Here is a 22304-nt window from a genome sequence, read left to right as displayed (position 1 = left end):
ACTTCCCCTCAGGCCCACACCCCACCCGCGCCCCGGTGCGTGCGTGCGGTGCTGGGCCTGTCGGCGTCTTTCACGGTGTGTCGCCCGCGCGGGCGCGCCTGGCTTGCTGTGGCGTGTGGCCCGTTGCCCGGCGGGTGCGCGTAGGGTGGCACCCATCAATGGGGCCGGGGTGTGAGGGGCCGTCACGGTCCCCGCCACGCACCCTGAGGTTGCTCCGTGTATCCCCTTGTTTTCCCCCTTGCCCACCCCATCTAGAGAAGACGGTGAATTACTCCACGCCATGGGTTTCCGCAAAAAGCACAAAATGATCCCCGCCAAGACGCCCCAGGAACTCGACGCGATGGAGGCCGCCGGCCGCATCGTGGGCCAAGCTCTGGTCAACGTGCGTGACGCTGCACGGCCCGGCGTGAGCCTCAAAGAGCTCGACGCGATCGCGGAGGCGACGATTCGTGACGCGGGCGCCATCCCCACCTTCCTCGGCTACGAGGGGTTCCCGGCCTCCGTGTGCGCCAGCGTCAACGAAGTGATCGTGCACGGCATCCCCACCGCCGACGTCGTCCTTGCCGAAGGCGACCTGGTGTCCATCGACTGTGGCGCCACCCTCGACGGGTGGGTTGGCGACAGTGCCTGGACCTTCGGGGTCGGCACCCTCGCCGAGGATGCCCGTGCCCTCAACGACGCCACCGCCTGGGTGCTCATGGAGGGCCTGAAGGCCATGGTTCCCGGGAACCGGCTCACTGACGTGTCCCACGCCCTCGAGGTCGCCACCCGGAAAGCGGAGCAGAAGTTCGGGGTGCAGCTCGGCATCGTTGACGGCTACGGCGGCCACGGCATCGGCCGCACCATGCACGAGGAGCCCTACCTCGCCAACGAGGGCAAGCCCGGCCGCGGTCCCGTCATCCAGGAGGGCAGCGTGCTCGCCATCGAACCGATGCTCACCCTCGGCACCGAGGACTCCGCCGTGCTGGAAGACGACTGGACGGTCGTCACCCTTGATGGCTCCTGGGCCTCCCACTGGGAGCACACCGTCGCCGCTACCGCCGGCGGCCCCCGGATCCTCACCCCCCGCCCTGTGGGTCACGAGTTCTAGCAGCACGTTTCGCCTCCCGGCGGGGCACGCCCGCTGCGGGCACGCCGCAGCTGGCATGCCGGTGGGTGTGGCTGGCTCGGAGGTGCACACCGGGCGCGCCGCGCGCGCCCGAGGTGCCCGCCTGTGGATGACGTAGTTGCTTTGTCAGCATCCCCCGGGCATATACTGCTAGGCATGTTCCGAAACTCTGCACGCCGACTGGCGGCCGTCGTGGCCTGCGCTGCCGCCGTCACCGTCGCCCAGCCCGCGGCCGCCCACGCCCAGCCCGTCGGTGGCTCCAGCGTCCCCGGCATCGACCTGCGCCAGGGCGCATGGGATACCCGCAACGCCCTCCACAACGCCGCCGGCGGCCTCCCGCCCGAGCTGGCCCAGGGCGCCAAGAACGCCGTCGACGGTGCCGTCAACGGCCTGTTCCCCGGCGTCATCGCCGAGAAGGAAGCAGAGATCCGCGCCGCCCGCGAGCGCGCCGAAGCTGAGCGCATCGCCGCTGAGCGCGCCGCCGAGGAAGCCCGCGTCGCCGCCGAGCGCGCCGCCTTCGACAAGGGCCCCTGCCCCGCCTGGGCCCGGGCCTGCATTGACCTCAAGGGCGAGCGCTCCTGGCTGCAGGACGGCCACGGTAACGTCACCTACGGCGCCGTGCCGATTTCTTCTGGTGCCCCCGGCTGGGAAACCCCCACCGGCACCTTCTACGTGAACCGCCAGATCAAGGACGAGATCTCCCGCGAGTTCAACAACGCGCCCATGCCGTACTCCACCTACTTCACCAACAACGGCATCGCGTTCCACTCCGGTTCCGTGGCCCTGCTGTCCCACGGCTGCATCCACCTGAACCACGCGGACGCCATCCGCTACTTCGACGACCTCAACATCGGCGACGCCGTCTTCGTCTACTAACACCCTGTGACTCCCCGCCGCACCCCGTGCGGCAGGTCGAGCCCCTTGCGCGGCCCGCAGTACCCGCCCCGGACGTGATCCCCCGTCCAGGACGAGTGCGGCGGGCCGTCGGCGTTGCTGCCCGCGGGTGCTCAGCCTGCTCATCCGGGGTGGTGCGCTGGGGGCGGTGGGGGAGAAGTACACTCCCGGTGCGGGTGCGACAGGGTGTCTGTGGCGGCGGCGTGCTGCCGAGGAGGAGCCAATCCAGGGGTCGGGGCAAGGGTGACCTTGGGCGCCACGGGGTGTGACCTGCCGGGTTGACAGATGTGACGAACCCGGTTGCGTGTTGCTGTTTTCTCCGCACCCGGTGTAGTCTCGTCAAATGGTGTGCGCGTTTTCCGCGTGCACCAACTTGTCAGGGGCTGGTGAAACGGCCGCGAAACACCTTACACAGCACCGACGGTTCCACCTCGGCGCTGCAAGGAAAGTGGAGGATATGGCTAAAAAAGAAGGCGCCATCGAGGTTGAGGGTCGCGTCGTCGAACCCTTGCCGAATGCAATGTTCCGTGTCGAGCTCGACAACGGTCACAAGGTTCTTGCCCACATCAGTGGCAAGATGCGCCAGCACTACATCCGTATCCTGCCCGAGGATCGAGTCGTCGTCGCCCTGTCGCCGTACGACCTGACCCGAGGTCGCATCGTCTACCGCTACAAGTAGAGCATTCGCCTCCTCATTCCATAGCCCAGGGCACTGCCTTATCGGCAGCGCAGCACGCCGCGTGTGTGCGCCCGGGCTTGCATCACCTCTGGCCGCGGTGGCCGGAGCCCCGAGATAAAGCATCCGCCCCCTCGGCGCCGACCGAGGCTGCGGGACCACCTGATGGGGACGAATGAGGAGAAAACCACCGCAAAACCGGAAAGGTAACTGCCAACATGGCACGTCTTGCTGGAGTTGACCTCCCGCGCAACAAGCGCATGGAAGTCGCACTCACCTACATTTACGGCATCGGCCCCGCCCGTGCCGCCAAGCTGCTGGAAGAGACTGGTATCTCTCCCGACCTGCGCACCGATAACCTCACCGACGAGCAGGTTGCTGCTCTGCGTGACGTCATCGAAGCAACCTGGAAGGTGGAGGGTGACCTGCGCCGCCAGGTTCAGGCCGACATCCGCCGCAAGATCGAAATCGGCTGCTACCAGGGTCTGCGCCACCGCCGTGGCCTGCCCGTTCGTGGTCAGCGCACCAAGACCAACGCTCGTACGCGTAAGGGTCCGAAGAAGACGATCGCCGGAAAGAAGAAGTAACCAATGCCTCCTAAAGCACGCTCTGGCGCACGCCGCACTGGCCGTCGCGTCGTCAAGAAGAATGTGGCCCAGGGCCACGCCTACATCAAGTCCACCTTCAACAACACCATCGTGTCCATCACGGACCCGAGCGGTGCTGTGATCTCCTGGGCTTCCTCCGGCCACGTCGGCTTCAAGGGTTCCCGTAAGTCCACCCCGTTCGCCGCTCAGATGGCCGCCGAGAACGCTGCCCGCAAGGCAATGGATCACGGCATGAAGAAGGTTGACGTGTTCGTCAAGGGCCCGGGTTCGGGCCGCGAAACCGCCATCCGTTCCCTCCAGGCCGCCGGCCTCGAGGTCAACTCGATCTCGGATGTGACTCCCCAGCCGCACAACGGCTGCCGTCCGCCGAAGCGTCGTCGCGTCTAGTAGGGAAAGGAAAAGTCACTAGATATGGCTCGTTACACCGGCCCCGCAACCCGTAAATCCCGCCGTCTGCGCGTCGACCTCGTCGGCGGCGACATGGCATTCGAGCGTCGCCCCTACCCCCCGGGGCAGGCTGGCCGCGCTCGCATCAAGGAGTCTGAGTACCTCCTCCAGCTGCAGGAGAAGCAGAAGGCTCGCTTCACCTACGGCGTCATGGAGAAGCAGTTCCGTCGCTACTACGCCGAGGCCAACCGCCGCCCGGGCAAGACCGGTGAAAACCTGGTCATCCTGCTCGAGTCGCGCCTCGACAACGTGATCTACCGTGCAGGTCTGGCCCGCACCCGCCGCCAGGCCCGCCAGCTGGTCTCCCACGGTCACTTCACCGTGAACGGCAAGAAGGTCAACGTCCCGTCCTACCAGGTTTCTCAGTACGACATCATCGATGTCCGCGAGAAGTCCCGGAAGATGCTGTGGTTCGAAGAGGCTCAGGAGAACCTCGTCGACGCAGTCGTCCCGGCCTGGCTGCAGGTCGTTCCCTCCACCCTGCGCATCCTCGTGCACCAGCTGCCCGAGCGCGCCCAGATCGACGTGCCGCTGCAGGAGCAGCTCATCGTCGAGTTCTACTCGAAGTAAGCGGCCTTATCCCGCGCACCACCCCCACACACCCCACCGTCTCCGGTGGCGGCGTGGCGGCAGGGTGGAGGTCGCGGGTGAGCACTCTTCACACCAATCCTTGATTTCCGTAAGACGTCATATAGCGGGCGTCGAACTAGGAGAGTTACATACATGCTCATTTCCCAGCGTCCCCGGCTGACCGAGGAGCCGATCAGCGCCGCACGTTCCCGATTCGTCATCGAACCGCTGGAACCCGGCTTCGGCTACACCCTTGGTAACTCGCTGCGTCGCACCCTGCTGTCGTCCATCCCGGGCGCCGCAGTCACCAGCGTGAAGATCGACGGCGTGCTCCACGAGTTCACCACCATCAATGGTGTCAAGGAAGATGTCTCCGACATCATCCTCAACATCAAGGACCTGGTGCTGAGCTCTGAGTCGCCTGACCCGGTCGTCATGTACCTGCGCAAGTCTGGTGCAGGCGAGGTCACCGCAGCCGACATCGAGGTGCCGGCCGACGTCCAGGTCCACAACCCGGACCTGCACATCGCCACCCTCAACGAGCAGGGCTCGCTGGAGATGGAACTCGTCGTGGAGCCCGGCCGTGGCTACGTGCCGGCCACCATGTACGGCGGCACCGGTGAAATCGGCCGCATCCCGGTCGACCAGATTTACTCCCCGGTGCTCAAGGTCAGCTACAAGGTCGAGGCGACCCGTGTGGGTCAGCGCACCGACTTCGACAAGCTGATCATCGACGTCGAAACCAAGAACTCCATCACCGCCCGCGACGCCATGGCGTCCGCAGGCAAGACCTTGGTGGAACTCTTCGGTCTCGCACGCGAGCTCAACACCAACGCCGAAGGCCTGGAAATCGGCGCCGGCGGTGCCGATGCTGAGCACGAGGCCATCTACAGCATGCCGATCGAGGATCTGGACTTCTCCGTCCGCTCCTACAACTGCCTGAAGCGCCAGGAAATCCACACCGTCGGTGAACTCGCCGCCTGCGGCGAATCCGACCTGCTGGATATCCGCAACTTCGGTCAGAAGTCGATCAACGAAGTGAAGATCAAGCTGGCTTCCCTGGGTCTCACCCTGAAGGACGCCCCCGAGGACTTCGACCCCACCCAGTTGGAGGGGTACGACGCCGAAACGGGTGGCTTCATTGACCCGGACGAAGCCGACAACGAGTAGTTCTTGCCGTCGCAGGCCCGCCGCCGACACACCCGGTGGCCGGCCACCCCACTTTTGACAGTACCTACAGGAGTACACCATGCCTAAGCCCAAGAAGGGCGCCCGTCTCGGCGGCTCGGCCTCCCACCAGAAGAAGATTCTGGCTAACCTGGCTGCCCAGCTGTTCGAGCACGGTGCAATCAAGACCACCGACGCCAAGGCGAAGCTGCTGCGTCCCTACGCTGAGAAGCTCATCACCAAGGCGAAGGCCGGCACCGTTGCCGACCGCCGCAACGTGCTGAAGCTCGTCCCGAACAAGGACGTCGTCAACCACCTCTTCAACGAGCTGGCTCCGCAGTTCGAAGGCCGTGAGGGCGGGTACACCCGCATCATCAAGCTGGAGAACCGCAAGGGCGACAACGCCCCGATGTCCCAGATCTCCCTGGTGCTCGAGCCGACCGTCTCCACCGAGGCCAACCGTACCGCCCGCGCCGCAGCCTCCAAGCTGTCCGCCGAGGACGAGGCCAACAAGGAGAAGGCTGAAGCCATCGTCGCTGAGATCGAGGCTGAGCAGGAAGCTGAAGCCGTCGAGACCCTCGCCGAGGGCGAGAAGTAATCACGGCCTTTCCATCGCGGTGCTGCGACACACGTGTCGTCGCCGGGTGTGCCGCCTGCGGCCCGCACCCACTGCTTGTGGGTGACCGCCGCAGCCGGCGCTGATCTACTGCTTGTATCGACCGCCGCCTGTCGGCCGCCCACCCTGTGTGATGCAGGGGAGGGGCGGACGCGGGCGGCGGTCGTCGTTTTATCTTGGGGCTCAGTGGCTACGCGCCTTGGGGTGCTCGGGGTGTGGTGGGTGCGGGGCGCACCGGGGTGCGGGCGGGGGTTAGACTATCCCGCATGACTCAACCCCCCGAGGCCCCCACCAGCGCGCCCGCCGCAGCCTGCGGCGAAGAGTCCTCGCCCGTGCTCGCCCCCGCAGGGGACGCGGAGTCGCGGCTGCGCCTCAAGCTGGGCATCGCCTACGACGGCACCGACTTCCACGGCTGGGCCGCGCAAGGGGCGAGCGAGCTGCGGACCGTGCAAAAGACGATCGAGGACGCCTTTGCGCTCATCACCCGCGTGCACTGCCCGCTCACGGTGGCGGGCCGCACCGATGCCGGCGTCCACGCCGCCGGCCAGGTTGCCCACGTCGATATTCCGCGAGCGTTCCTTGAGACCCGCTCCGTCGGGGGCGACGTGAGTAATCTTGTGCGCCGGCTGGCGCGCCTGTTGCCGCAGGACGTGAGAATCACCAGTGTGGAGGAAGCCGCCCCCGGCTTCGACGCCCGCTTCAGCGCGCTCGCGCGCACCTACCACTACCGGGTGACGACCGCGCCCGCGGGCCCGCTGCCCACGCGGGCACGCGATACCGCGCACTGGGCCAAACCCATCGACGTGGCACTGCTGAAGCAGGCTGCCGGCCAATTCGTCGGCCTCCACGACTTCGCCGCCGTGTGCAAGCACAAGGAGGGGGCCACCACGATCCGGCACCTTCAGGCCTTCGACTTCGCCGACATCTCCACCCCGCTGGAGCCGCAGCTCTACCAGGCGACTGTCACGGCGGACGCGTTCTGCTGGAACATGGTGCGCTGTCTCGTCGGCGCGAGCCTCGCCGTCGCCGAGGGTCGCCGCCCGGTCGACTTCCCCACCCAGCTGCTGCAGGAAACGCAGCGCTCCCCGCTGGTGCCGCTGGCGCCGGCCTGCGGGCTCAGCCTCGTCCGCGTCGACTACCCCGCAGACGCGGAGCTTAGTGCCCGCGCCCAGCTGACCCGGGCGAAGCGCAGCGCGGCCGACCTTGACGTCCCCGGCGGCCAGTTGATGTGAGCCGGGTGGGGTGTGCCCGCGGGAGGGTGTTGCGGGTGCTTTCCCTCCCGCCCCGGCGGGGCACGCACCACAATCGCTACAGCGGGGGATAAACTAACCCAACGATTCGCCACCCCACCGCCGCCGTCGGTGGTGTCACGCCCGCACTGCCAACCCTGGAGGGACCTATGTCGACCCTGAGCATCGTCATCCTGGCGGTGGCAGTGTGTGTCGGGCCCGGATTCATCCTCTCCTGGGTTTCCGGGTGCAAGATGCCCGTCGCGGCGGGGATCTCCATCCCCGTCTCCTTCGGCATCTACGGCCTGGCGGCCTGGTTCTACGGGCTCACCCCCTGGCGGTACACGCTCACCTCGGTGGCGATCCTGTGGGCATTCTTCCTGCTGCTGGCGCTGCTGTGGCGGGGCGGAATGTACGTGTATTACCGGCGCCGCCCGCACCGCGCCCCCGGTGGCGGGGATACGGCCAGCGAGGATCCCGTCGCCCGCTGGCGGCGCGGCAGCCTCTTCGACCCCGTGTGGGTGATCCCCGCGATCGGCGTCGTCACCGGCCAGTACATGATCATCCACCGGGCGTTGAGCCTGCTGGGGGAAGTCAAGTACGGCATCGACAACATCTACCAGGGCTGGGACGTGCACTGGCACGCGAGCGTCATCCGCTTCATCGACGACACGGGTGTGGCGTCCTCGACGCGGATGGGGGAGCTGCAGAACACGGAAACGCTGCAGGAGATGTACTATCCCACCGCCTGGCACGCCGGCGGCTGGGTGCTCATGCGCGTCGGCCACCTTGACCCCATTGCGGCGACGAACATCACCGGCCTGGTGTTGCCGGGCCTGCTGCTGCCCGTGTGCGTGGCGGCGCTCGCGTGGCGGGCCGTCGGCAACCGGGGCCTGGTGGCCCAGATTGCGGCCGCCCTGGCGGCCGTCATCGTGCCCGTCGTGCCCGCCCTCTATCCCATTGGCATCTACGTCGGCATGTGGCCCTACCTGGCGGGCGTGTTCATGGCCGGCAGCGTCATCGCCATCTTCATGTCGGTGCCCGCCACCCCCATCCGCGCCTTCGCCGCCGCCCTCGGCTTCACCGGCCTGGTGGAAACCCACCCCGCCGCCGCCACCCTCGTCGTCATCTGCCTGGCACTGTGGTGGCTGACCGCCGCCGTGTGGCGGCCCGCCCGCCGCCGGCCGGGTGTGTGGGGCGGCATCCTCGTGCGCCTGCGGGACGTGGCGGTGCTCGCGGCGACGGGCATCGTCGGCACCGTGCTGCTGCTGCCGCAGATCCTCACCGGCTCCTCCCAAATTGAGGTGGTGTCCGGGTTCACCGCCGTGGAAGCAGAGACCCACCAGGAAGCTTGGTCGCGGGCTGCGGAACTGCTCACCCGGCACGCCGAAGAATTCGGCCCCATCTGGCCACTGCTGTGGGCGGCCGCCGCAGGCGGAGTCATCCTGCTTCTCTGGCGGGGCAACCTGTGGGCCCCGCTGTTCTACGGGGTGTCGCTCGCGGCGACGGCGTACTCGCTGCTGCCTTTCGACGGCCCCTGGGGGGACGCCCTGGAGGGGCTGAGCTCCCTGCACTACAACACCGGCCACCGGCTCGTCATGCCGGAAGCCATGATGGTCGTCGTCGGCGCCGCCGTCGCCTGCGCGGCCGTCGGACGCCTCATCCTCCTCGGGCCCGTCAAAGCCACCCCCTGGCGGTACGTGTCTGCCGTTCTCGCGATCGTGGCCGCCGGGATCGGCGGCACCATCATCGCCGTGCAGTCCTACCAGCACAGCGAGGAGGCCTACACGTTTGGCCTCAACGCGGCTCGTGCCGACGACCGCATGGTCGACGACACCGACCTCAAGGCCTTCCAGTGGTTGGCCCGCCAACCGCACGCCTTCGACGGGCACGTGTTCTCCAACCCGGCGGAAGGTTCCGGGTGGATGTACGCCTACAACGACCTGCCGGCCTTCTTCCGCCACTACCTGTGGCCCACCGCGCCGCTGACGAGCGACACCAACGCCCTGTTCTGGAAAACACAGCTGCTGGGCGCCGGCAACTACGGCGACCCGGACGCCCCCAACGCGGTCGACGTCGCCGCCCGCCGCCTCAAAGTCAACTTCATCTACGTCTCCCCGCCGAGTTTCTGGGCCTTCCAGCTGCCGCTGCCGTCGATGGAGAACTACCTGTGGGACGCCCCCGGCGTCACCCCCGTCTACGTCGACAAGCAGGTCCGCATCTTCGCCATCAACGAAGCCTTCACCGACGAGGAACTGGAACAGATGCGCGCCCCCGGCAACAGCCCCGGCCCGCTGCCGCCCCTGGTCACCCGCGGCGATGCCGGCGTGGCCACCGGCCCCGAGGACGCCGACGTGCCCTACTTCCACCGCCCCCGGGAACAGACGCCGACGGTGCTGCAAAACCCCTACGAGGTGCCCTACCCCGGGGAGGACACCACGGTGGAACGCAACCAGAACTTCATCGACTTCTAACCCCGCCCACACTGCCCGGCACCACCCGCACCCACCACGGGGCCGGGCAGTGTGCTGCGCTGGGTGCGGTGGCGGCAGCACTCACCCACAGTGACGACCAGGGCGGGACTGCGGGGGAGGGTGCATAACGCGTTGGGCGTCAGCTGCTTGCCGGCGGCCGGGGACGGCACCTAGGGTGGGCGCAAGCACCATATGGTGCGGCTGACCACCAACCACCGCGTGCGGGACCACCGTGCCCGCGCCATCGACGCACTCGGGGGATTGCTGCCATGGGGGGACTACTCCGCCCTACGACCAAAGCCCAAGTCACCGGACACGCCTTCCTGCTCAAGAGGGTGACCCACGGACTCGTCTTCGGTGACATCCGCATGATTCACGAACCGCTCGGCGCCCGCCGCCGGGGCCTCATCTTCGGGCTCGGGGTGTGCACCATTGGCGCGCTCGGGGCGGTGGCGCTCGCATTCCTCGCCCCGCAACCCAACCCCCAGGACGCGCCCATCGTGCGCACCGAATCAGGGGGCCTCTACGCGCAGATCGACGGGGTGTACCACCCCGTCGTCAACCTCACGAGCGCCCACCTCATCGTCGGCGACGCCGCCGGCGCGGTGAGCATCGCCGACGAGATCCTCGCGCACCGGCCGAAGGGCGTGCCGCTGGGGATCCCGGACGCGCCGAATACGGTGCCCGCAGGCACCCCCGAGGGCGGAGACTCGCCCGCCCGGGCGGCGGGAGTAGAGATTGGTGTGTGCCACCACGGGCACCGCACCATCATCACCGCCCTGCCCGCGCAGGGCACCACCGCACGCGGGGTGGGAAGCACCGTCGACCAGCACCTCCAGTCCGCTGTGCGTGCCCTCACGCCGACGGACAAGCACAGCACATCCGCCTTACCCGAGGACGGCCGCAGCCGCGCGGCGGACAGCACCGCCAGCACCACACCATCCGCCACCGCAGCGCCGGGCACCGCTGTGAGCAGCACCCCCACACCTGCCGGCGCGGACGTCGGGGCTGAAGCCATCGCCCCCTTCGTGGAACTGGCGCCGGGGCACGCTATCCTTGCCCGCGGCTTCGGTGCGCAGTGGCTGGTGACCGCCACTGGCCGGGCCCGCCTTCCCGAAGACACCACCCCGGAAGGGATCGCCATTCGCCGCGGGCTCGGCATCACGCCCGTCACGCCGCTGTGGGTGCCACCGGAAGAAGTCCTTGCCGCGCTGCGGGAAAATCCGCCCCTGCAGGTGCCACGGGTGCGCACCCTCCTCACCTTGCCTCGCGACGACGCAGGTGCCCCGGGCACTGCGGGTACTACGGCCGCGGGGGACGAGGCCCCCGGGGCGGACACCATCGCCACCTTCGGAATCCTCGACGAACCCGAGGGACGGGTCGTGCGACTCAGCGCCACCCAATTCGAAATCCTGCGCATGCTTCCCACCCCGGTGCGGCCCGCCGCCCCAGGGGAGCTGTCCCACGTGATCGATAGTGCCGCGCTGCCCATCCACCTCCCGGAGAAAGCCCCCGGTTTCATCGACCCCGCAGCCGGGGCGCTCTGCGTCCACGGTGCACAGGCCACCGTCGGCACACGGGCCTTACCCCTGCCGCAGGGGGTGGCCCTTGGTGACGGTGACACCGTCAGCCGCTACAGCGGGCCTGGACACAGTGTGCTCGTCGATACTGGCGGCGGCTGGTGGGTCATCAGCGATACAGGGCGCGCCCACGCAGTCCCCACGGAGGCCGACGCCCGCGCGTTGGGCTGGGATCCCGACAACGACACCGTGAGCATCCCCGGCGATTACCAGATCGTCCGCCTGCTCCCCGAAGGGCCGGCGCTCTCCCGGGAAGCCGCCAGCCGGCCCCGGTACTAAGCACGGAGACTCACGTCGCGATGCCACCGCGCACACCTCCAGTGCCCGCAGTACAGGGGAACGCGGTGGTGGCGCGGGTGTCTGCGTGATGCTCCGTCAAGGGTGAAGCGCCTGTGCGCGGCAGATGATGTCGGCGGGGTTGGAGGCGGTAGACTCACGCGGCGAAGTCTTCTTCAGTCTCAGGGTGTTTGTTGTTCGCACTTTCATTCAACCTGATGCCAGAAGAGGCTTCTTTGTGTGTGCGGGGCAGCTACGGGGGAGAGCACACCCCGCGCGCCGGGGGTAAGTGAAGAAACAAAGAAGTGGCGAACCCGCCGAAGGATCCGACAGGTTCGCCACGACAGCAGCGCAGGCGTTGATCGGTGCGCCGAGACCAGGCAAGGGGAGGGCAGGATGCGGGGAGCTTTACGTGCGCGGCTCAGCCTCGCAAGCGATGCTGCTGCGGCCATGCCACCAGCGGCGCAGTGACCCCACCATGAGGGCCGCGAAGGAGCCGAGACTCAAGGCCGTGACCACGACGAGGAGATGAAGGTTCTCCCGGTGGTCGTCGGCGGTCGCCACCAGGCGCGGCGGGGTGGTCCCCGTGGACCCCAGCGCCTGCTGATTGTCGCGCAGGACCATGGTCAGCGGCCTGCGCGTGGGATCACTGGGGTTGGGGCCCGCGGCGAGGGGGCCCGTGTAGTGCACTGCCTGCTTCTCTGGCGGGAGGATGTCCGCCTCGGTGCTGGTGGCCGCATGGCTGAGGACACGAATCGGATCCACAGCCCCGGTAATGGGGTCGGCGGAATCTGCCACAATATGCCGCACCCGCCCGGGAGTAAGCCCCGGGTGGCGCTCCAGGAGCAGAGCCACCACCCCCGCAACGAACGGCGCGGCAAAACTCGTGCCAGTGATCGGTGCGGGACCATCCTTGCCACGCATCCCCGTCACCAGGCCCGGGCCGTGCGGGTTGAGGCCGACAGCAATCGTCCCCGGGGCGGACAGCCCGGGGAACAGCGGCGCGGTCGAGTCCTCGCCGAAAGCATGATCGGGTGGAAGGATCGCCCGGTCGCCGTTCGGCATGGAGTAACTCTCCATCGTCAAGCTGGTGCGCCGCGCGCCCACAGCCAGCACCCCGGGAAGTTCTGCAGGAACCACCGCCATCCCGGGCTGGCACTGGGGTCCGGCATTGCCGGCGGACGCCACAATCACAATGCCGCGCTCCTCGGCGTCACGGACGATATCGCCCAGTGGGCTCGCCGCAAGCGCCGGCAGCATGCCCCGATCCACGCAGGAAGCAATCGACATGGTGATGATGTGCGGCTCCAGGGCCACCGCCTCCCGCAGCGCCAGCGTCAACGTCATGAGATCGCCGGAATCCTCCTTCGTCCCGAAATTCGTCGACTGCTTCACGCTGATGAGCTCCGCGTCGGGGGCTACCCCGACGAGACCATCGCCAACCCCCGGCGGCGACTGCGCGGCCGGGATGTCGCCCACCGGATTCGGGCTGGCGGCAATAATCCCCGCCACGATCGTGCCGTGCCCATCGCAGTCCACCAAGGAATCTCCACTGGCGGTGAAGTCCGTGCCAGGCGTCACCCGAGCAAGCCTGGGGTTGGGGCCGATGCCGGTATCGATGACGACGACCCGCACCCCCTGACCCGTGGCGAGCCGGTGCACAGGGGCAAGAATCTGCGCGGTCTGCGCGACCACGTCGAGATCCTCAGCAGTCGCCATCATCGGTGCCGGGCAGGGCGAATCCGGAATCCCCGGCAGCGGCGGCACCGCAGGAGGATCCACGAGCCCCGCCACCACATCACCACCAGCCACAGCTTCACCCGGTGCCGGAGCCCCGGGTGCGGGAACCTCTTGCGCCGCCGCAGGCGGCAACCACCCCCACCCCGAGAGATGTGGGCGTGCAGCATCGCCCGGCGCGCCGGGCAGTGTGGCACCGCCGATACAGAGGAGGGCGGCGAGTGTGGCTGCGCGGTTCAGGGGGTGCCGCCAGCGGGCGTGTGTGGGGGTCATGTGCCGAGTCCTCTGAGGAGTCCGAAGATGCCGGCGACGTGGGCGCAGAGGGGGAGCAGGGTGGTGAGTGCGAGGATTTCGAGTCGGTCGAGCCAGGCCCCTTGTGCTGGGGTGAGTCGGATGTGTGGGGCCCAGAGGGGTGCGGTGAGTGCGGCGAGGACGCCGAGGGCGGGGAGGATGCTGTGGGCGTTGTGGAGTGTGCTGGTGGCGATGGTGGTGCAGGCGCAGAGGAGTCCGACGCCGCCGAGGATCCAGAGGGCCCAGAGGCAGAGTTCGTCGCGGTGTCTGAGGGCGTGGGTGGCGGTGGCGGCGATGAGTGCGATGTAGGCCCAGAGTGCCCAGGCGGTGCCGGCGGTGAGCGTGAGGAGGCAGCCGAGGGTGCTCAGGATGCTGATGCCGAGGTATCCGCCGGTGAGGATGCTGCGGGCGTGGCGTGCTTGGGCGAGGGTGGTGGTGACGGGTGGGATGGTGTCGATGGTGTCTTCGTCGGCGATGGCGGGGAGTTCTGGGACGCGGAGTCCTGCGAGGGTTTGTGCGAGGCGGGGGAGGAGGTGGAGGGCGAGGATTCCGCTGGCCATGAGGAGTGCGCCGCTGGCGGGGGTGCTGCCGAGGGCTGCTCCTGCGGCGAGGAGGAGGAATCCTGCGCTGAGGGTGCCAAGCACCATCAGTGGTGCGCCGGGGAGTGTGTCGGTGGTGTCGTCGCCGGTCGGGTTGCTGGTGGTGTGGGGGCGCGTGGGTGCGTGGTGGGGTGGTTTCCATAGGAAGGCGAGGGCGGCGACGGTGCAGAGTCCGGTGAGCCCGAGGGCGGCCCACAGGTGTGGGGTGTCCCAGAGGCTTGTGGTGGTGGGGGTGGTGGTCGGCATCATCCAGCGGGCGGTGGCTGCGAGTGCGCTGAGCCAGCAGGCGGTGCCGCTGGTGATGATGGCGGCGTGGTCGCGGGTGGTGCCGTCCTGGTGGTCGGTGGGTTGGGTGATGAGCCGCAGGCAGAGCAGGAGCGCGATCGCGCTGAGGGCGCACCACGCCCACGGTTGGGTGTGTGCGGGCACCATGCCGATGATGGCTGCGGCGGTGGCGAGGAATCCGCTGCCGGCGGCGGTGGCGGCCAGGCCGGTGGCGCGGGCTGTGCGTGGTAGGGCGCTGGCCGCCTGGGCGGAGTCCAGTACTTGGGGTGTGGGGCGGAGTTCTGCGGGGGCGATGATGAGTACGTCCCCGTTGGACAGGTGGGATTGTGCGAGGGGTTGCGCTGGGTCGAGGCGGCGGCCGGTGGCGGTTTGGAATTGCCATTCCACGGGCGGCAGCGCGGCACCGGACAGGGCGACGACGTCGTCGAAGACGTCGGCTGCGGCGATTGCCAGCGGCACCGTGCAGGCGATGGCGAGGCCCTCGTCGTCGGGGGCCTGCTGCTTGGCACCCGTGGCGGCCAGGATCCGCACCACCAGGTCGATGGTGTCGACGGCGCCAGCGACGGGCGGGGTGAAGTCCTCGCCCGGCTCGAGTGTGAGTACTGCTGCGGTGGTGGCCGTCTCCGCAGGGGTGGCGGCTGTCGGTGTGGGGCGCGGGGCGCCACCGATGTCAGACATGGGTCAACAATCCCCCGATCAATGAATCGAACAGTGAACCCCGCAGGGCGCGTCGTTCCTCCGTGCAGGAAGAAGCGGGCGCGGGGTGGTGGTTGCCCGGGGGAGGTGTGTCACGGCGTGTGCGGTGCCGTGGCACGTTGCGGTGGCGCTGCCGGGCGTGGGCCGTGCGTGCATCACGGTCCGTGCCAGGAGTGCGGGTGCAGGTGCGTCATGGAGGGCTGTGCGGGCCCGATGCGCGTCCCCGAGCGTGCACCACCGGTGATGTCCGTGCGGCGAACGTGGCTCCCCAGTGCCTGTTCGCGGTTTTCACCTGGGTGGTGGTGCGGTTGCCGCCCATACAACCACACGGATCCGCGCCGCGTCTAGGGGTGTGACCAATGGCATATCGGGGCGGGGTGGAGGGGGTCTCGGGTGGCTTCTCCGCAGCTACCCCCGGTGTGGGGGTAGCGCGAATGCGTCGATGCAGACGAAGAAAAACCCGGACAGCGGCCCACAGTGACGCCGCAGCCGCCTCGTGGCGCGGGGCAGGCGGGGGTGGCGTTACCGGTGCACGCGGGGGGTAGCGGCACCGGATGCCGGGGAACCATTTGTCGGCCCACTCGTATCAAGCACCACCGAGGGGCCGTGCGCGCCGCGCAGAACCCCCTTAACCAGCAATTGTTGTCGACCGTCTTTTTTTTGGAGGTGCCCATGCATCACCACGTGCGCGTGCGCGACCGCGTCGTGCCACAGCACAGCGATGTGCCGAACCGTCCCCTCGTCCCCCAGGGAACCCTCGTGCCCGACGCCGTGCCCCAGGCCGCCCGCCCCCAACCCACCCCCTTGATTCGTATCCTCATCCCCGTCGTCATGATCGTCGCCCTCGGCGGCATGGTCGGCCTCATGATGCTCAGCGGGGGAGGATTCTCCCCGATGATGCTGATGTTCCCCCTCATGATGGGCGTCAGCATGATCGCCATGTTTGTGCCGCAGGCGCAGGCCGACCAGGGGGAGGCGCGCCGGGTGTACTTGCGGCAGCTGGGGTCACTGACCCGCCAGGCCGTCGAGAACGCCGACGCGCAGCGGGAGCACACCTTTTACGTGCACCCCCACCCGGAGAACCTGTGGTCGCTCGTCGGCACGCCCCGCATGTGGGGCCGGGTTGATGGTGACCCGGAGGCGATGACCGTGCGTTTCGGGCTGGGCGTGACGCGCCTGTGCACGCCTATCACGGTGAACAATCCCGGCGCCCCGGAGGACATGGACCCGGTGTGTGCGGTGGCGTTGCGGCACGCGGTGCGCGCCGCCGGCTACGTGCGGGACATCCCGGTGGATGCCAGCCTGCTCGACTTCGCACACATCCACATTCGGGGCCGCAACGCCCGGGGGCTGGCGCGGGCGATCATCGCCCAGCTGGTCTTCCACCACGGTCCTGAGGTCCTCGGCATCACGGCACCAGGGGTGGCGGAACCTGCCGAGGACGAACACGCAGGCGGGCCGACTGCGCACGTGGCCGGCTCGGAGAGGGCGCGGCAGGAGAAGGCGGACCGTCGCGTACCCGACGATGTTGCCGCAGAGCTGGAACTGTTGGCGGAATACTTCGACAGCGTCGACCTGGAAGAACTCGGCCTGCCCGCGCCCGCAGCAGCCCCTGCAGCGCAACCGCAGGTCCCCGCCCCACTGACGCCACCGCGCGGGGCCTCCGCCTCGGCCGGTACGGCACCGGGCGGGGTGCGTGACGTGGAGTCGCAGCGCGCGGAGGCGGAAAAACAGTGGGGCTGGATTGGGTGGCTGCCGCACTCGACCGACCCCGAGCAGGCAGACCTGCAGCTGCAGGTCGTGGACACGGCGTTTCCGGATGTGCCGACCCGGCTGTTGTGGGGGAGCACCCGCACCATCACCGTCGATGTATCCGGCACCGCCACACCCCCGGAGGACGCGGTGCTGGTGGAGTCGGACGAGCAGTTGCGTATTTCCGCGTTCGGGCAGGAAGAAACCGTCGGCATCCCCGATGAGTTGTCGCTCACGGGGGCGCGGCTGTTGGCCCGCCGCATGTCGGGGTATCGGCGGGGCGGCACCCTGGAGCACTCCACCAGCGATGGCTTCGCCACGATGCTGGGGTTACCGCCGATCCACACGCTCACCCACGAGCAGCTGTGGGGGCCGCGACCCGACCGGATGCGACTCAACGTGCCTTTCGGTACCGGGCTGGACGGGCAGCCGCTGCTGTTGGACGTCAAGGAGTCCGCCCACGGTGGCGTCGGCCCGCACGGGCTGTGCATCGGGGCGACCGGGTCGGGCAAGTCGGAGCTGCTGCGCACTCTCGTCGCGGCGCTGGCGGCCACCCACTCCCCGGAGGACGTCAACATGGTGCTCGTCGACTTCAAAGGCGGCGCCACGTTCCTGGGGTTGGACGGGTTGCCGCACACCAGTGCCGTGATCACCAACCTGGAGGCGGAGAAAACCCTGGTGGAGCGGATGCACGACGCGATCAGTGGGGAGATGAACCGCCGACAGGAGCTACTCCGTCACGCCGGAAACCTGGCGAACATTGGCGAGTACAACGCCCGCGCGAAAGCGGCGCAGACCCCGCCGCTGCCGGCGCTGCTCATCATCGTCGACGAGTTCAGTGAACTGCTCGGACAGCACGGGGAGTTCGCGGAATTGTTTGCCGCTGTCGGACGCTTGGGCCGCAGCCTTGGCATTCACCTGTTGCTCGCGAGTCAGCGCGTCGACGAGGGGAGGCTGCGGGGGCTGGACTCGCACCTGTCGTACCGCATCGGGTTGAAAACATTCAGCGCCTCCGAGTCCCGCCAGGTCCTGGGGGTGACGGATGCCTACCACTTGCCCGCCACCCCTGGTGCCGGGTTCATCAAGACGGATGCCGATCAGGTGCAGCGCTTCCAGGCGGCGTACGTGTCGGGGCCGCTGATGCTGCCCGAAAATGCCCACATCGCGGCCACCACCGTCGGCGGGGAGGACGCCGACACCGGCGCAGAGGAACAGCACGCTACGGCCACGCCTGACACCGACAGCACTGAGGAGGACGCCGACACCGCCGCGGGTGGGGACGTCGCGTCCACCGATGAGGAGTTTGCCGTGCCTGCGGTGCGGCTGTTTCGTTCCCTCGCGCAGCGCAACGCCACCGCCGCCCGTGGGCCCGAACTCGTCGCCGCCGACACCTCGATCATCGACACCATCGTCACCCTCGCGCAGCAGGCCGGCGAAGCGCGCGGCATGAAAGCCCACGACGTGTGGCTGCCGCCGCTGCCCGCCGCGATCAGCCTCCCGGAGCTCTACCGCACCGCCGGGTGGGACGACTTCCTGCACTTCGGTGACAACTCCGCCTGCTGCACGCGCACTGACCTGCGGGTGCCGCTCGGCATCATCGACAAGCCCTTTGAACAGCGCCAAGATGCCTTCATCCTCGACCTCGGGGTCGACGGCGGCCACGTGGCGATCTGCGGTGGCCCCCAAAGCGGGAAGACCACGGCGATGGCCAGCCTGCTCATCGGCCTGGCAGTCACCCACTCCACCGACGATGTCGCCGTGTACATCCTCGACCTCGGCAATGGGCTGGGCGACTTCGCGCGCCTCCCCCACGTCGCAGGTATCGCCACCCGCGACGACCCCGAGCGGGTGCGGCGCATCATCGACGAAGTCCTCACCTGGGTTGCTGAACCCCGCACCCGGCACACCATCCTCATCATCGACGGCTGGCACACCATCATCAGCGACTACGAGGACGTTGTCGACAACGTCACCACCATCGCCGCCGATGGGGCCGCCGTCGGCGTCCACCTCGTCATGACCACCCAACGGTGGACCGTGCTGCGGCCCAGCATCCGGGACCTCATCGGAACCCGCATGGAACTCAAACTCGCCGAAAACGGTGAGGGGCTGCTCGACCGCGACGCGCAACACAAAGTGCCGGCCCGCGCCCCGGGGCGGGCCATCACCCCCGACGGGGAACAGATGCTGTTCGCCCAGGCCACCTCGCAGGACTGCATGTTCGCCCAGATGGCGGCCTCCCACGCGCACCTGGACCCGGTGCCGCCGCTGAAAACCCTGCCGGCGGCAGTATCGATGGCACAACTCGACCCGGCACCCGCGCCACCCGAGGTGGACACCGCGGGCCTGTCGGAGGACGCCGCCCGCATCCAGCGCCGACTGAACCGCTTCGCGTTCCCCATCGGGGTCGGTGGCCCCCGGCTCACCACCCAGGTGTGGGACGCTGCCGCCAGCGGGCACCTCGTCATCGTCGGTTCGCCCCGCTCCGGGCGCAGCACCCTCCTGCGGACCGTCGCCACCGGGATCGCCGCCCTGCCCCGCGAGGACGTCCGCCTGGTGATCATCGACCCGCGCCGCAGTCACCTCGATGAATTCCCCGACACCATGGTGGCCGCCTACTGCGGCACCACCACCGCAGCCACCACAACGATCAGCGACCTGGTGGCCACCTGCCGGGAGCGTCTGCCCGGCCAAGACATCACGCCGAAGCAGTTGAAGGAACGCTCCTGGTGGACAGGGCCAGACCTGTTCGTCCTCATCGACGACGCTGACATCCTCGTCGAGGGCACCCTCAACCCCCTCGTGGAGTTCCTGCCGCACGCCCGCGATATCGGCCTGCACATTGTGTATGTGCGCAAGATGGGCGGCATCGGCCGCGCCCTGTTCGGCGGGTTCCTCGCGGAGCTCAAAGACCAACAGCCCGCAGCGCTGGTCCTCGACGGGGATCGTGACGAAGGCACCGTCTTCGGGGTGCGGCCCTCGACGCAGCCGGTCGGGCGCGGCACGCTCACCGTGCGCGGCATCTCCCAGGGGCTCATGCAGGTGGCGACGCCATGAGCCGCCGCAGCCCCGGATGCTCGCAGGCGCCCGCCGCCAGCGGAACATCCGCAGTCCACCGCATCACGCCCGCCGCGCACAGGCGCACCGGCCCCCGGCACGCCCGTCAGCAGCCACGCGGGCTGCTCGCCCGCAGCATGCAGGTGCCCTGGGCGAAAGAACGCCCCGCGGCCACCACAGTGACGGTGCGCAGCACGCCGACGGCGACGATCGTCGCCGGGGACACGACCCGCTACCGCTACGACCTGCCCCGGGCGAGCCTGCGCGATCAGCACGGCATGCGCGCACTGCTCGAGGAACTTCAGGCCGCAGCCGCAGGTGCGTGGCCCGACGTGCGTGTCGAGCTCCACGCCGACGAACCGACTTACCGCCTGCTCGCCGACGCACTACGCGGCACCCGCGTGGACTGCGTGTGGGTGCCCGAAGACACCTCGGTCGTAGGCGACGCCGACCTTGATGCTGATGCCGACGACGCCCGCGCGGCACTCCTGGCGGCAGGCGAGGAGGCTCCGGATCTCATCCGCCCTCGCGACGCACACGCCGACGCCGACAGCAGTCACCTGGACACGGGTGGTGAAGACGGTGACGACCATGCTGCGGCCATGGTGGCACCTGCCGACACCCCGGTGGGGGAGGGGCCCGAGGACGCGGGCGCGACCATCGACCAGTGGCCAGGGAACCACACCCCACAGGTGTCGCCCGACGATGACTCCGCAGCAACGGGGGTAGAAGAAACTCCCTCCACCAGCGCAGAAGAAAAAACTTCACCCCCGGAGGAACCACTTTTCGCCGCGGGCGCCTCTGTACAAGTACCGGGAACGGAAAGCCCACCGGCGGCAGACACAACAACGACTGCCGACACCGTGCCCACCGACCCCGGGACGCGCGACGCGGACACGGCACCCACCAGTGCCGCACACCGCGCCACGCACTCCACGGGCAGTGGGAACTCGACAGAGCACCCACCCGGGGCGCACCCGCCCCCGCACCCGCGCCCACCTCGTCTCCTTGAGGCCCAGGCCCCTGATGCAGCGGCCGGCACAAGGGACGACGACAGCGCACCGCGGGAGCAACCGCACCCCAGCCCGGACGACACCGCTGGTGCCGAGACGGCAGCCGTCGGGCAGGAACACGGGGATATCACCGCAGACCCGCCCCACCACCCCGCATCGACCCAGCACCCTCTGCCACAGGATCGGCGCACCACGCTCACGTGGGGCGCGGACGGCCGTGAGGACACCCGTGTGCCGGAAGCCAACATCCTTCCCCGCGGTGGGCGTGCACACCCACCCCAGGATGAGGCCACCGAAGGGCACCGCCGCTGGACACGCCGACGGGCGCGCCCAGCACCCAGCCCGCACACGCACACCGTGCAACCGCGTCTGCGGGACGGGCACTCCTCACGCCGACCACGCCCACGCGCACGAGCAACGGCCGCGCGCACACCCCTGTGGCACCAGGTGAACCCCACCAGCCTCGGCTTCGCCGCGGTGGTGGCCACCGTGGTGACGGCAGTCCTCGCACTGGCGCTGCACGTAGGCAACACTCCTGACCGAGATCGCGCCCCCGCAGCACCCGCCGAGACGCCACCTGCCACACAGGCACCTGGGCCCACGGGCACGCCGGGACACGCACACCGTGCCCCGTCGCATCCCGCGGCAGAGGGGTCGGCCCGCCGGGCACTCGTCACCGGCCCTGGGTTCCTCCTCGAGGTCCCCCAGGGCTACGAGGTGACAGCGACGGAGAACACCGCGTTCACCGTCACCGCCCCCGGCGCGGAGATCCGCATCCTGGTCGCCTTCGACCAACTTGAGGACCCCTCCGCGCCAGGGGACGCGGCAACCAGCGCGGCACTACGCACCGCACTCGAGGAGCACATCGCAACAGATGACCTGCTCGCATGGGCCCCCGACGGTGCCTACGCCACGCCCGCCGCAGCGCGCCACGCCCCCGACGTCATCGCCTACCGGGAATACCCGGACGACGGCTCGGCGGTGCACTGGTTCGCCTGGGCACAGGGGCAGACACACATCAGCCTCGGCTGCCACACCCGCAGTCGCGAACGGCTCGACCACGCGGACACCTGCACGCAGGCATTCGCCACATTCCAGCCGTCCGAGACCGCAGCCGGGTGAGCTCTCTCGGGGAGTTCATCCGGCACCTGTCACGCCCCGACGTACGCGAAGGAACACCCCGCAACCTGGGGGAACCAGTCGCGACACCAGGCGTGTCAGAACCCCAC

At 68.8% G+C, this 22304-nt stretch carries 15 protein-coding genes; 13 read left to right on the top strand and 2 right to left on the bottom strand.

All coding sequences use genetic code 11. The features are described from left to right. Positions 1–280 precede the first annotated feature (280 nt). From map to C1Y63_RS05250, 11 genes are all read left to right on the top strand, one after another. Positions 281–1090 (top strand): type I methionyl aminopeptidase, encoded by an 810-nt coding sequence (gene map, locus C1Y63_RS05300; protein WP_106015430.1) that lies wholly within the window; start codon positions 281–283, stop codon positions 1088–1090. A 174-nt stretch (positions 1091–1264) separates the two neighbouring features. Continuing rightward, entirely contained in the window at positions 1265–1984 is a 720-nt protein-coding gene (locus tag C1Y63_RS05295; protein WP_106015429.1) for a L,D-transpeptidase, read from the top strand. A gap of 475 nt (positions 1985–2459) precedes the next feature. Then, positions 2460–2681 carry a translation initiation factor IF-1 gene (gene infA, locus C1Y63_RS05290; RefSeq protein WP_075724780.1) on the top strand — a complete coding sequence of 74 codons (222 nt, stop codon included), beginning with the start codon at positions 2460–2462 and terminating at the stop codon, positions 2679–2681. 215 nt (positions 2682–2896) lie between these two features. Beyond that, complete coding sequence (rpsM, locus tag C1Y63_RS05285) at positions 2897–3265, top strand: 30S ribosomal protein S13 (protein WP_075724783.1); 369 nt, start codon at positions 2897–2899, stop codon at positions 3263–3265. Between the two features lie 3 nt (positions 3266–3268). After that, the gene (gene rpsK, locus C1Y63_RS05280) at positions 3269–3673 is read left to right on the top strand and encodes a 30S ribosomal protein S11 (RefSeq protein WP_080793438.1); all 405 of its coding nucleotides are present in this window, start codon (positions 3269–3271) and stop codon (positions 3671–3673) included. Between the two features lie 24 nt (positions 3674–3697). Next, positions 3698–4303, top strand: coding sequence for a 30S ribosomal protein S4 (gene rpsD / locus C1Y63_RS05275; protein WP_106015428.1), 606 nt, complete (start codon positions 3698–3700; stop codon positions 4301–4303). Positions 4304–4456: 153 nt separating this feature from the next. Continuing rightward, positions 4457–5473 carry a DNA-directed RNA polymerase subunit alpha gene (locus C1Y63_RS05270; RefSeq protein WP_106015427.1) on the top strand — a complete coding sequence of 339 codons (1017 nt, stop codon included), beginning with the start codon at positions 4457–4459 and terminating at the stop codon, positions 5471–5473. Positions 5474–5552: 79 nt separating this feature from the next. Further along, the gene (gene rplQ / locus C1Y63_RS05265) at positions 5553–6068 is read left to right on the top strand and encodes a 50S ribosomal protein L17 (RefSeq protein ID WP_106015426.1); all 516 of its coding nucleotides are present in this window, start codon (positions 5553–5555) and stop codon (positions 6066–6068) included. A 284-nt stretch (positions 6069–6352) separates the two neighbouring features. Beyond that, positions 6353–7318, top strand: a complete 966-nt coding sequence (gene truA / locus C1Y63_RS05260) for a tRNA pseudouridine(38-40) synthase TruA (RefSeq protein ID WP_106015425.1) — start codon at positions 6353–6355, stop codon at positions 7316–7318. A gap of 167 nt (positions 7319–7485) precedes the next feature. Then, positions 7486–9789, top strand: a complete 2304-nt coding sequence (locus C1Y63_RS05255; protein ID WP_106015424.1) for a DUF6541 family protein — start codon at positions 7486–7488, stop codon at positions 9787–9789. 269 nt (positions 9790–10058) lie between these two features. After that, complete coding sequence (locus C1Y63_RS05250; protein ID WP_106015423.1) at positions 10059–11648, top strand: type VII secretion protein EccB; 1590 nt, start codon at positions 10059–10061, stop codon at positions 11646–11648. A gap of 405 nt (positions 11649–12053) precedes the next feature. Here C1Y63_RS05250 and C1Y63_RS05245 read toward each other — a convergent pair whose 3' ends face one another. Beyond that, entirely contained in the window at positions 12054–13457 is a 1404-nt protein-coding gene (locus C1Y63_RS05245) for a S8 family serine peptidase (RefSeq protein ID WP_158256092.1), read from the bottom strand. A gap of 194 nt (positions 13458–13651) precedes the next feature. Beyond that, entirely contained in the window at positions 13652–15235 is a 1584-nt protein-coding gene (gene eccD / locus C1Y63_RS05240; protein WP_106015421.1) for a type VII secretion integral membrane protein EccD, read from the bottom strand. 690 nt (positions 15236–15925) lie between these two features. On the opposite strand from eccD, the gene eccCa reads away from it, so the two are divergent. Together eccCa and C1Y63_RS05230 are read left to right on the top strand one after the other, a co-directional pair. After that, the gene (gene eccCa / locus C1Y63_RS05235; RefSeq protein ID WP_106015420.1) at positions 15926–20062 is read left to right on the top strand and encodes a type VII secretion protein EccCa; all 4137 of its coding nucleotides are present in this window, start codon (positions 15926–15928) and stop codon (positions 20060–20062) included. After that, entirely contained in the window at positions 20059–22197 is a 2139-nt protein-coding gene (locus C1Y63_RS05230; protein WP_106015419.1) for a type VII secretion-associated protein, read from the top strand. The genes eccCa and C1Y63_RS05230 overlap by 4 nt, the downstream gene beginning before the upstream one ends. Positions 22198–22304 lie beyond the last annotated feature (107 nt).

The sequence above is a fragment of the Corynebacterium sp. 13CS0277 genome, from assembly GCF_002994655.1.
In the GTDB taxonomy this organism is placed as follows: domain Bacteria; phylum Actinomycetota; class Actinomycetes; order Mycobacteriales; family Mycobacteriaceae; genus Corynebacterium.
This window is presented reverse-complemented; position numbering and strand designations above follow the sequence as displayed.